At 65.9% G+C, this 11,239-nt stretch carries 8 protein-coding genes; 5 read left to right on the forward strand and 3 right to left on the reverse strand.

The window, feature by feature from the left end:
* The first annotated feature begins 4 nt into the window (after nt 1-4).
* Nucleotides 5-3,211 carry an autotransporter outer membrane beta-barrel domain-containing protein gene (locus tag M3P36_RS11435; protein ID WP_249703594.1) on the forward strand — a complete coding sequence of 1,069 codons (3,207 nt, stop codon included), beginning with the start codon at nt 5-7 and terminating at the stop codon, nt 3,209-3,211.
* 68 nt (nt 3,212-3,279) lie between these two features.
* On the opposite strand, the gene M3P36_RS11440 is transcribed toward M3P36_RS11435, so the two are convergent.
* Nucleotides 3,280-4,446, reverse strand: a complete 1,167-nt coding sequence (locus M3P36_RS11440) for a cytochrome P450 (RefSeq protein WP_249703595.1) — start codon at nt 4,444-4,446, stop codon at nt 3,280-3,282.
* A gap of 122 nt (nt 4,447-4,568) precedes the next feature.
* Here M3P36_RS11440 and M3P36_RS11445 point away from each other — a divergent pair, with 122 nt between their 5' ends.
* Nucleotides 4,569-5,519 carry a helix-turn-helix domain-containing protein gene (locus tag M3P36_RS11445; protein WP_249703598.1) on the forward strand — a complete coding sequence of 317 codons (951 nt, stop codon included), beginning with the start codon at nt 4,569-4,571 and terminating at the stop codon, nt 5,517-5,519.
* A 4-nt stretch (nt 5,520-5,523) separates the two neighbouring features.
* Complete coding sequence (locus M3P36_RS11450; protein ID WP_249703600.1) at nt 5,524-6,144, forward strand: TetR family transcriptional regulator C-terminal domain-containing protein; 621 nt, start codon at nt 5,524-5,526, stop codon at nt 6,142-6,144.
* Here M3P36_RS11450 and M3P36_RS11455 read toward each other — a convergent pair.
* A complete protein-coding gene (locus M3P36_RS11455) occupies nt 6,133-7,737 on the reverse strand; it encodes a phytoene desaturase family protein (protein ID WP_249703601.1) in 1,605 nt (534 codons plus the stop codon). The two genes, M3P36_RS11450 and M3P36_RS11455, sit on opposite strands and share 12 nt — an antisense overlap.
* 89 nt (nt 7,738-7,826) lie before the next feature.
* Here M3P36_RS11455 and M3P36_RS11460 point away from each other — a divergent pair, with 89 nt between their 5' ends.
* Together M3P36_RS11460 and M3P36_RS11465 are read left to right on the forward strand one after the other, a co-directional pair.
* Nucleotides 7,827-8,072, forward strand: a complete 246-nt coding sequence (locus M3P36_RS11460; RefSeq protein ID WP_249703603.1) for a hypothetical protein — start codon at nt 7,827-7,829, stop codon at nt 8,070-8,072.
* Nucleotides 8,073-8,137: 65 nt separating this feature from the next.
* Nucleotides 8,138-9,532, forward strand: coding sequence for a tetratricopeptide repeat protein (locus tag M3P36_RS11465; RefSeq protein WP_249703606.1), 1,395 nt, complete (start codon nt 8,138-8,140; stop codon nt 9,530-9,532).
* On the opposite strand, the gene M3P36_RS11470 is transcribed toward M3P36_RS11465, so the two are convergent.
* Nucleotides 9,529-11,145, reverse strand: coding sequence for an alpha-amylase family glycosyl hydrolase (locus tag M3P36_RS11470; protein WP_249703607.1), 1,617 nt, complete (start codon nt 11,143-11,145; stop codon nt 9,529-9,531). The two genes, M3P36_RS11465 and M3P36_RS11470, sit on opposite strands and share 4 nt — an antisense overlap.
* Nucleotides 11,146-11,239 lie beyond the last annotated feature (94 nt).

Consider the following 11,239-nt stretch of genomic DNA (forward strand, 5'->3'; position numbering starts at 1 on the left):
TCACATGCGTCGTACCCTGCTTGCCACCACCGCCCTGCTCGCCATCGCTGCTCCTGCCACGGCGCAAGACATCACCACTGCGCGCACCACGCCGGCCAATACCTCGACCATTGCCAACGGCGCGCCGGGCAACCTGAAGATCACCTCCACCGGATCGGTCGTGGTCGGCACAGGCACGGCGGTGACGATGGACAGCAACCATTCGGTCACCAACGAAGGAACGGTGCGCATCACCAATGCCGATGGCGCGGTGGGAATCACCGCCAATGCCGGGACCAATGGCGCGATCACCAATTCGGGCACCATCACCATCGACGAAAGCTACACGCCGACCGATGGCGACAACGACGGCGATCTGGACGGACCCTTCGCACTCGGCACTGGCCGCTACGGCATCCGCACGCTGGGCGCGCATACCGGGGCGATCACCAATTCCGGCACGATCACGGTTGAAGGCAACAACTCCTACGGCATCGCGCTGGGCGGCTCGCAGGACGGCGCATTCACCCACAGCGGCACGACCAGCGTGACCGGGAACGACAGCACCGGCGTGCTGCTGAACGACGTGACCGGCAATGTCCGGCTGGCGGGCACCGTCACCGCCCGCGGCGAGGATTCCGTCGGCGCGCATCTGGCGGGCGACATCACCGGGCGGCTCGAAGTGCAGGGCACCGTGGCTGCGACTGGATATCGCTCCACCACCGCACCAACCAACACCGCCGCGCTCGATGCCGACGACCTGCTACAGGGCGGCCCGGGGCTGCTGGTGGAAGGCAATGTGACCGGCGGCATCATCATTGCCATTCCGCCCAAGGACACTGATCCCAACAACCCCGACGAGGATGCCGACGGCATTCCCGATGCCACCGAGGGTTCGGGCAACGTGCTATCGTTCGGTGCAGCGCCCGCCATGGTGATCGGCTCGACATCGCGCGACATCGCCATCGGACCGGTGGCAGGAACCTCGCCCGCCTATGGCCTGCAGGTCAACGGATCGGTGCGCGGCCTGGGCGTCTATTCCGGGGTCGATGCTACGGGCATACAGATCGGCGGACGCGGCGGTGACGTGTCGATCGCCAATGGCATCAGCATCGCCGGAATCGTGGGCGCAGTGTCCAACGGCGCGAGCGCCACGGCATTGCAGCTTGGCTCTGGCACGCAGACGCCGCTGGTCCACGTTGCCGCCAGCGGCGTGGTGGAAGCCACGGCTGGGAATGTCGCCACGGCCACGGCCACCGCGATCCGCGTGGAAACCGGCGCCGAGGTGCCGACCATCCGCAATGCCGGCAAGGTCCGTGCTACTGCCGGTGCAGCAGGAACCGCGATCGCCATCCATGACCTTTCGGGCAATGTCTCGCTGGTCGAGAACAGCGGCGCGATCAGCGCTACCGGGGCCACCGCCGGATCGGGCCGCAACGTGGCCATCGATCTTTCGGCCAACAATGCCGGGGCCACCGTGCGCCAGACTCTGGTCGGGGCCGGGACCGCCGCGCCGACCATTGAAGGCGACATCCGCTTCGGGGCAGGTGACGACCTGCTTGACCTCGCAGACGGCGGCTACAAGGGCACCACCACTTTCGGCGGCGGGGCCAACCGCCTTGCCATGTCCGGCGATGCCCGGTTCGAAGGAACGGCCCGGTTCGGTGCCGGGGCCGACCAGCTGACACTCGCCAATTCGGCAGTGTTCAGCGGCCTGGCGGACTTTGGCGGCGGGTCGGACGTACTGACCATTGCCAACAGCGGGCGCTTCTCGGGAACCTTGGCCAATGCGGGCGGACTGGCGGTTAACGTGACCGGCGGCGTGCTCGATGTCACGGCCCCGGCTTCCATCGCCTCGCTGCAGATGGGGGCCACCTCGATCCTCGTTGCCACGCTCGACAAGACTGCGGGCGAGGGCACCATGCTGAACGTGGCGGGCAATGCCAGCTTTGCCGATGGCGCCCTGATCGGCATCCGCTTTGCCGATATCGACGATGCCGAAGGAACCTATGCCTTCCTCCAGGCAGGCAGCCTGACAGGCGCGGCGAACCTTGAGATCTCGGACCAGATGCTGCCCTATCTGTTCAAGGCGACACTGGGCATCGATGCATTGGCCAACCGCCTGTCCATTGCCATTGCCCGACGGACCGCAACCGAACTGGAACTCAATGCTTCGCAGGCCAGCGCCTATGACGCGGTCATCGCTGCCCTGGGCGAGGACGAGCAGCTGGAAGACCTGTTCCTCGGCATCAATAATGGCGAGGGATTCCGCGCCGCGCTGGGCCAGATGCTGCCCGACCATGCCGGTGGCAACTTCGAAGGCCTCAGCCTCGGCCTGCGCACCCTGGCGCGTCAGCAGACCGAACGCACCGGACCGGTTTACAGCTTCGGTGGGCTCGATGTCATCGTGAACGCGGCAGTGTGGAACAGTGGGAAGGATGTGGGCAGCACGGCAAGCTATGACCTTACGGGCCTCGGCTTCTCAGCCGCTGCCGAACTCGATAGCAAGCTGGGCGCATTCGGCGTTGCCGCAAGCTGGATCTTCAACGATCATGACCAGGGCGGCGAACTCGCCTCGGTCTATTCGGATGCCTACGAACTGGCGCTCTACTGGCGGGGCGAATTCGGCGGGCTGACGGCTTTCGGGCGCGGTTCGCTTGGCCTTGCCGACTTCACCGGCGAACGCATCCTGAGGGGAACGCTGGGTGCCACGACGGTCGAACGCACTGCCGATGGCGAGTGGAGCGGCAACTTCATGTCGGCCACGGCGGGCCTGTCCTACGAAGGGCGCAGCGGCAGCCTGTTCTTCCGCCCCGCCGTATCGGTCGATTACATCAGCCTGTCCGAAGGCGCCTATGAAGACACCGGCGGCGGCGACGGGTTCAACCTGATCGTCGAGAAGCGCAAGAGCGACGAAATGGCAGTCAACGGCGGCGTGGCAGTCGGCCTCGATTTTGCCGGCACGGCTCCGGGTGACAGCAACTGGTTCCGCATCGAAGGCGAAGGCGGCTGGCGCGAGCTGGTCGGCGGCGCGCTGGGGAATACTGTCGCCAAGTTCGACGGCGGCACCAGCTTCACCCTCACCCCCGAACAGCGCGCCAGCGGCTGGTATGCCCGCGCCCGCGCAGTTGGCGGGACGCGGATGTTCGAACTGGGCGGCGAACTGGCGGCCGAACAGCGCGAAGGCGACACCGCACTGAGCTTGCGCGGAACCCTCAGAATGGGGTTCTGAGCAATGCGCCTGGTCCGGGGCCTCGGGGGCTGTCAGTCCCCAAGGTCCCCCAAGACCCCCCGTCGCCCCTAGCGGCCCCGGGTCAGGCGCAACACCTGCGGACTGCGGAAGTTGGATGACGGCACCCAGGCGAGGTCCCGGTCCACCCGGCTGAATTCCGGCACCGCCTGCAGGAACGCTGCGAACACGTGTTGGGTGGCGAGCCGCGCCAGCATCGAGCCGAGGCAGGCATGGACCCCGCCGCCAAAGCCGAGGTGCATCTTGGGCTTGCGGGCGATGTCATAGCGGTCAGGATCGGGGAACTTGCGCTCGTCGCGGTTGGCCGCGCCATAGCACAGCATCACCGCATCGCCCGCCTTCATCACCTGTCCGTGGAGTTCCACGTCCTGCGTCAAGGTCCGCTTGAACCTCTGGGCGGATGTGTTGAAGCGCAGCGATTCCTCGATGGCGTCGGGGATCAGCGACGGGTCGGCCACCAGCGCGCGGCGCGCCTCTGGATGGTCGGCCAGGTTCAGCGCGAACATGCCGAGGAAGCCCGACAGCGATTCAATCCCCGCCATGATCAGCGTGGTGACAGTCAGCTGCACTTCCTTGTCGAGCAGCTTCTCGCCCTCGATTTCGGCAGTGATGAAGCTGGACAAGAGATCGTCGCCCGGATTGCGCTTGCGCTCTTCCACCAGGCTGGCGGCAAAGTCGGCCATCCAGCGGAAGGCGGCGAGGTGGGCCTCGGTCTTCTGGCGGGTGACGGGATCGGTCTGCACCATCAGCACGGCATTGTCGCGCACCTGGTCGGCGTTGTCGGGCGGCAGGGCGAACAGGTAGAATAGCAGGTCCACCGTCACCTTCGATCCGAAATCATTGACGAAGTCGAAGCTGTCGCGGCCTTCCAGCGCAGCAAGATGGGCGGCGCATGAGGCATGGGCGGGTGCAATCACATGGTCGAGCGCGCGCTTGGTCATGGCTTGCTGGATCAGGGCGCGCAGCCGGTCATGGCGGGGCGGATCGGTGCTGCCCAGCGTTGCCCCGGCGCGACCGGGAAATTCGTCCACCAGGTTGCCCTTGGCCGAACTGTAGGTGCGCCAGTTGGTCAGGGCATGAAGAATATCCTCATGCCGCGACAGCACCCACATGCCCGCCTCCTCGCTCCAGAAGCAGGGGTGCTCGTCCCGTAAGACCTTGTATGCAGGGAAGGGATCGGCATCGATCGCAGGGGAATAGGGGTCGAAGCGGAACATCGGCCGGTCCTCTTTCCGGTGATTCTTGTTGCACCCTGTCTGCACGCTCCAATCCCCGGTGGCCACGCAGCGTGGCGCCAATTCCTTGGACTTTTCGATCAAACCGGCCCTAGTCTGGCAGCATGAGCGAGCAGCCCGGACTTGCCCGATTCGGTCTCTATGGCGAAGGCGCGGGCAGCCTCGCGCCCGAATTCCTGCATCTGGAGCCGATTTCCAGCCGCTCGGCGCTGCATTACTGGACCATCGCCCCGCATAGCCATCCGCGCATCCACCAGTTGTTGCTGCTCGAAAACGGCGGCGCGCACCTGCTGGCGGACGAGGCGGCGATGGATCTTGCTCCGCTCTCCTTGGTGGCCATCCCCAGCCACTGCGTCCACGCCTTCCGCTTCGAGCCGGGGACCGAGGGGTGGGTGTTTTCCTTTGCGGTAGACCTGCTCAACGACCCGCGTCTTGCGGGCCTTGTCCCCACCGACCTGTTCACCAGTCGCGGCGCGAGCGTGGTGGCGGTGGAGCCTGGATCGCCAAGTCTGGCCCGCCTGCGCTGGCTGCTTGGGGACATGGCCAATGCATCGGTTGACGGCGCTCTGGCCCGCCCTTCGCCCCGCATCATCGCCGAAGTCGCCTTGCTGCTTGCCACGGCGGGTGAAATGCTGGCTGATCGCGTCACGCCTGCCGCCGCCGATCGCCAGCGGACACTGGCCCTGCGTTACCGCCATATGGTCGATGCCCGCTTCCGCGAGGGGCTAGATGTGGCCGACTATGCTCGCCTGCTCGGTGCCAGCGTCCCAACACTTACCCGCGCCTGCCGGGCTGTGCTGGATGCCCCGCCGGGCGAGGTCCTTCGTGCGCGTCTGTTGCTCGAAGCCTTGCGCGACCTCACCTTTACCAGCGCCAGCGTGGCCGCCATTTCGGACCGGCTGGGCTTCTCCGATCCGGCCTATTTCGCCCGCTTCTTCAAGCAGCGCATCGGCCGCACGGCAAGCGAGTTCCGCCGCGATGGCGGGTGGTTCGACCCTCCGCCGGAGTTGCACCCGCGGCCCGGCTTGTCCAAAGTATTGCGCGAAGGGACTTGAGCCAATGGCCAGAGCCGCATTCGTGCGCGAGGATGCCGATGTCCGGCGACAAAGCCTGATCCAGGCCACCGCCGCCTGCCTGGCAGAGCAGGGCGCGCGGGGCGTGTCCGTGCGTTCGATCTGCCGCAAGGCCGGGGTATCGGCGGGGCTCTTGACGCATTACTTCGACGGCATCGGTGACCTCATCGTCGCCACCTATCGCGACACGGGGCGCAAGGTGGCAGAGGCGGTGGACGGGGCCGTTGGCGCGGCAGGGGATGATCCCCGCGCCCGGCTGGAGGCCTATGTCACCGCCAGCTTTCGCCCGCCGGTGCTCGATCCCGACCTGCTGGCAACCTGGCTCGCCTTCTGGAGCTTGATGAAGTCTGACCCCCAGGTCGCTGAAGTCCATGGGCAATTGTATGCAGAGTTTCGCGGCGAGCTGGACAGCCTGCTGCGCGATTGCTGGTGTGATCGGGCCGATGCTGGCGAAGTGCGTCTGGCCGCCATCGCCATCAACGCACTGGTGGACGGGCTTTGGCTCGAACTGTGTCTTGACGAACGCGGACCGTTCAGCCCTGCCGAAGCGGAAAAGCTGGCACTGGACTGGCTGGATGCGCTGATAGCGCGGCGTTCAGCCGAATAGCCGCCCCACAAAGCTGCGGTCCGCCAGGATTGCCTTTGCCGCATTATGCCCCGGCGCGCCGGTCACGCCGCCGCCGGGATGGGTGCCTGCGCCGCACATGTAGAGCCCGCCAATCGGCGCGCGGTAGCTGCCGTTGCCGAGCACGGGGCGGGCCGACCACAACTGGTCCAGCGTCATGTTGCCATGCATGATGTCTCCGCCGATCAGGCCGAACTTGCGTTCGAGGTCCAAGGGCGAATGGATCTGGCGGGCGATCACGCTGGCGCGGAAACCGGGGGCGTGGGCTTCGACCGTGTCGATGATGCAATCGGCTGCCGCCTCGCGCTCGCCATCCCAGCTTCTGCCGTTCGGCAGCTGGGGTGCGAATTGCTGGCAGAACAGGCTTGCAACGTGTTGACCCTCTGGCGCTAATGTATCGTCCACTGTGGAGGGGATAAGCATTTCGACGATGGGCTTCTTCGACCAGCCATAGCGTTTGGCATCGAGAAACGCCTCGTCCATATAGTCCAGCGTGGGGGCCAGGATGATGCCCGACTGGTGATGCTCGCCCGGTTCGGGCAGGCAGGTGAAGCGCGGCAATTCGCTCAGCGCCACATTCATGCGGAAAGTGCCGCTGCCCGCCTTGAACCCGCGCATCCGGCGGCGGAAGTCAGCAGGCAGGTCGGCGCCATCGACCATGCGGTTGTAAAGCAGGGCGGGGCCGACATTGGCGGCCACGATCCCGGCCATCACTTCCTCGCCCGATGCCAGCTTCACGCCCACGGCTTTCCCGCCATCGACCAGCACGCGATCGACCGGTGCTTCCAGCGAAATCTCCACGCCCGCCGCCGCGCAGGCCTGCGCCATCGCACCGGTAATCGCGCCCATGCCGCCGATGGCGTGGCCCCATGCCCCCTTCTTGCCGTTCACCTCTCCGAACACATGATGCAACAGGACATAGGCGGAGCCGGGGGTGTCGGGGCTGGCATAATTGCCGACCACCGCATCGAACCCGAAGGCCGCTTTCACCGCTTCGCTTTCGAACCACTGGTCGAGCATCGAGCGGGCCGACTTGGCGAACATGTCGAGCAGGTCGCGCTTCTGGTCGAGCGGCAGGGTGGCAAGGGGGCGGCCTTGCGCCGCGGCGGAAACCAGGGTGCGCAGACCATCGCCCACGTTGGGTGGGGCTTTCAAAGCAAGGGCGCGCAGGATGTCGGCGATGTTCTCCAATGCCTGGTAGTAGTGCGGCAGGGCTTCGGCATCGGCAGGGGAGAACTTGCGGAATTCCTCCTGAGTTTTCAGCAGACCTCCACCTAGCTTGAGGTAGCCGCCATCCTCTTGGGGCAAGAAGTTGGAGATCGGCCGCTCGACCACGCGGAAGCCATAATGGGCCAGCTTCATGTCCGCGATCACCTTGGGCTGCAGCAGGCTGACGGTGTAGCTGGCGGTGGAATTGCGGAAGCCCGGATGGAACTCCTCGGTCACCGCCGCCCCGCCGATCACGTGCCGTGCTTCCAACACGCGCACTGACAGGCCCGCGCGGGCGAGGTAGAAGGCACAGGTCAGGCCATTGTGCCCGCCGCCGATTATCACGGCATCGTATCGTCTGGTCATGGCCATCCTGTCGTGGTTTTAGCGATCCCTGCTTGTTTTACACTCGTAAGACAGTAGGCTGTGGCAGGCAAGCGCGAAGGGGATCGAATATGCGGGTTTTGACGGCAGTTCTGGCCATTGCAGCCGCGCTGACTGCACTGGTCCTGCGGCATGGAGGCAGGCTGCCGTCACGCGGTTGGCTACCATGGATCGCCGGACTGGCGGCAGTCTATTCGGCCTGGACGATCTATGGGGCAGGCGGAGAGGCCGTCGCATGGGGTCTGGCGCTGCTGGTGCTGTCGCTGCCCGCCTACTACCTGTGTGCAGCCCTTGCCCGGCGCCAGCTGAGCGACTGATTTGCCACGCGAAACCGGCAGAATGTCCGTTGCCCGCGATTTGTGTTGAACGCGGCTTTCCCGTTATGCACACTCGCATCCTTGGGGAGAATGCTGGCGGGCCGATGCGACTGGACGGGTGGAAACTGATTGCGGCGCACTTCGGGCGCGAGCGATCGACTGTCATCCGTTGGGCGACCGAGCGCGGCATGCCGGTCCACCGCATCCCCGGTCCCGGTCGCAGCAGCGTCTATGCGCTCACCGAGGAGCTGGATGCCTGGCTGGATGCCGACCGCGCTGTCGGCGACGGTCCGGATGACGACAGCAGTGTTGCTCCGGTCGGTGGGCCGCCCGCAGGTGGATTGAGGGAAGAAGGCTGGTTGGCGCGCCTGCGATCTCGCCGTGTGCTGGCGTTTGTCGTGCCAGGTGCCATCGCCGTCGCCAGCCTCAGCGCCTGGGCGATCAACCGCGACCCGCTCCGCCAGACCGATATGTCGCTGCCAGCTAATTCCGAAGCAGCCGGTCTCTACCTCGAAGCGCGTTCGGACTGGGCCGCGCGCCAGCCGGAATCGATCGCTTCGGCCATTGCGAAGTTGCAGCAGGTCGTCATGCTGGAGCCCGGCTTCGCGCCCGCCTATGCCGCCCTTGCCGACAGTTATGTGCTGGCGCGCGAGTTCGGTTCGCTGGAGGACGTGGATGCCTTTGCCCGCGCCCAGGCGGCGGCCGATGCGGCCTTGCGGATCGACCCCGAAAATCCCGATGCCCTGCGGTCAGCGGGCTTCATCGAGTACTGGTGGCGCGGGGATCGGGCAGCTTCAGCCCGGTTGTTCCGCGCGCCGATTGCGGCCAATCCGCAGGCGGCGCAGACCCGCTTCTGGTTCGGCAACGTGCTGGTGGACAACGGCGATTTCGCCGCCGGCATGGCCGAGCTCGAACATGCGCTCCTGCTGGAACCGGCTTCTGTCCCACTGCAGGTCGATACAGCCTGGGCTCGCTGGTCGATGGGCGACGAGGCCCGCGGGCTGGCGGACCTGGAACGGCTGCGTGACGCCAACCCTTCGCTTGCCACGATCCACGATTACCTCGCGGTGATCTACCTTGCGCGGGGGGATATGGCGGCCTTTGTTGCCGAGGCGACTGCGCTGGCCGAGGTGAACGGGCGGCCGAGCGACGGGGACCAGGCGATACGGTTGCAGGCTGCCCTGGCAGCGGATGCGGCCAGCGTGGCACCGTTGGTGCTGGCGGACCTTGAAGCCGATCTCGCCAGCGGGCGACGCAGCTCGCTCACCTGGCCGACCTTCGTTGCCACGGCTGCGCGCGATCGCGCTGCCGTGGTGCGCTTGCTTGACACCGGCAAGGCGCGGGGAGAGCGGTGGGGGAGTTCCGGATTGATGCGCCATGTGCGGGAGAGCTGGGCGAGAGACACGGAAATCACACTTCTGCTTGATGATCTGGTCGCCGACAGTCTCGTCACTGGCTAACCCGCTGTTCGTCCGATCCAGGCGGACAGGCCGGGCAGTTCGCTGCTGTCACCCCCGTTGATCGACGCCAGCAGCGTCATCCCCGCAGTATCGACCGGCATGGCCGCATCGACCTGTCCCAGGTTGAAAGCGCAGAGTACCGCGCCTTGCGGAAGGGTGCGGCGGAACACCAGCAGGTTCTGCGTCGCCTCGAGCAGTTCGAACCGCCCCAGCCGCAGTTCGGCGTGGGCGCGGCGCAGGGCCAACAGGCGGCGAGTGGCCTTGAGCATTGAGAATGGCGCCGCCGACTGCACTACTGCGGCGCGGGCGCGGTTGGCGGGTGACAGCGGCAGCCACGGCGTGCCGGTGGTAAAACCGCCCCGCTCATCATCGGTCCAGGGAAAGGGCGTGCGCGCGCCATCGCGCGACAGGGTCAACGGCCAGTTGGCAATAGCTTCGGGATCCTGCAGCAGGTGGAACGGGATGTCGTCCTGTTCCAGCCCCAGTTCCTCTCCCTGGTAGAGGATGGGATTGCCGCGCAGGCACAGCAGCAGCGCCATTTTAAGTGAGGCGAAGTTGTCGATGTCTTCGGCCGCGCACCAGCGCGACACCGCACGCGGCGCATCGTGGTTCTCGAACGCCCAGCTTGGCCAGCCTTCGCCGCTATCGCCGGGCCATTCGGCCATCGCCGTTGCCACCAGGTCTGGCGTCAGGGCGGGGGCATAGAGGAAATCGAAGCCATAGGCGCTGTCCAGCCGGTTCTCGCCAAGCGTGAAAGCCTTCATCTCCTCCAGCGCATTGCTGCCGCCGACTTCTGCCATGGTGAAGACCGCGCCATATTCGTTTGCCAGCCCGCGCAAACGTTCGGTGAAATAGACCATTTCGGGCTGCGACTGGCTGTGGACCTTGTCCTGGTAATCGAACGGGCGGGTGCGGCGCTGGCCGGGCACTTCGGGTGCGGGCGGATTGTCGCGCAGCAGCGGATCGGCCATCGCGTGGTTCAGCGCATCAAGCCGGAAGCCATCGACGCCGCGATCAAGCCAGAACTTCGCCACATCGAGCAGCGCATCCTGCACCGCCACGTTATGGACGTTGAGCTGCGGCTGCTCCTTCAGGAAGGTATGCAGGTAATACTGGCAGCGGCGCGCATCCCAGGTCCAGGCCGGGCCGCCGAATACCGACTGCCAGTTGCTGGGCGGGGTGCCGTCCGCCTTGGGGTCGGCCCAGACGTACCAGTCGGCCTTGTCGGAAGTGGCGCGGCTGTCGGCGAACCATTCGTGCTGGTCGGAGGTATGGGCATAGACCTGGTCGATCAGCACCTTGAGGCCCAGGTGGTGCGCCCGCGCCACCAGGGCGTCAAAATCTGCCAGGGTGCCGAACACCGGATCGACCGCGCAATAGTCGGAAATGTCGTAGCCGAAATCCTTCATCGGCGAGGTGAAGAAGGGCGAGATCCAGATGGCATCGACGCCGAGGTCGGCAACATGATCCAGCCGCCGGGTGATCCCGGCAAGATCGCCTACGCCATCGCCATTGCTGTCCTGGAAGCTTCGCGGATAGATCTGGTAGATCGCCGCGCCGCGCCACCATGGCACAGCCGGGTTGGCGGAGGGGACAGGGTGCGGGGCGAGCATGGCTGGTTCCTTCCGATTCCTGACCGCGACCATGGTATCATGAAACGGCGTAGCGAACAGCAAATTGCTGCGACGCAACATTGTTCCGCCAAGC

The sequence above is a fragment of the Altererythrobacter sp. KTW20L genome (assembly GCF_023501975.1).
GTDB lineage: Bacteria > Pseudomonadota > Alphaproteobacteria > Sphingomonadales > Sphingomonadaceae > Alteraurantiacibacter.

What these genes read in the sequence shown, in the direction of transcription:
- M3P36_RS11435 (WP_249703594.1), top strand. Translation starts at nt 5, where the DNA reads ATGCGTCGTACCCTGCTTGCCACCACCGCCCTGCTCGCCATCGCTGCT.
- M3P36_RS11440 (WP_249703595.1), bottom strand. Translation starts at nt 4,446, where the DNA reads ATGTTCCGCTTCGACCCCTATTCCCCTGCGATCGATGCCGATCCCTTC.
- M3P36_RS11445 (WP_249703598.1), top strand. Translation starts at nt 4,569, where the DNA reads ATGAGCGAGCAGCCCGGACTTGCCCGATTCGGTCTCTATGGCGAAGGC.
- M3P36_RS11450 (WP_249703600.1), top strand. Translation starts at nt 5,524, where the DNA reads ATGGCCAGAGCCGCATTCGTGCGCGAGGATGCCGATGTCCGGCGACAA.
- M3P36_RS11455 (WP_249703601.1), bottom strand. Translation starts at nt 7,737, where the DNA reads ATGACCAGACGATACGATGCCGTGATAATCGGCGGCGGGCACAATGGC.
- M3P36_RS11460 (WP_249703603.1), top strand. Translation starts at nt 7,827, where the DNA reads ATGCGGGTTTTGACGGCAGTTCTGGCCATTGCAGCCGCGCTGACTGCA.
- M3P36_RS11465 (WP_249703606.1), top strand. Translation starts at nt 8,138, where the DNA reads ATGCACACTCGCATCCTTGGGGAGAATGCTGGCGGGCCGATGCGACTG.
- M3P36_RS11470 (WP_249703607.1), bottom strand. Translation starts at nt 11,145, where the DNA reads ATGCTCGCCCCGCACCCTGTCCCCTCCGCCAACCCGGCTGTGCCATGG.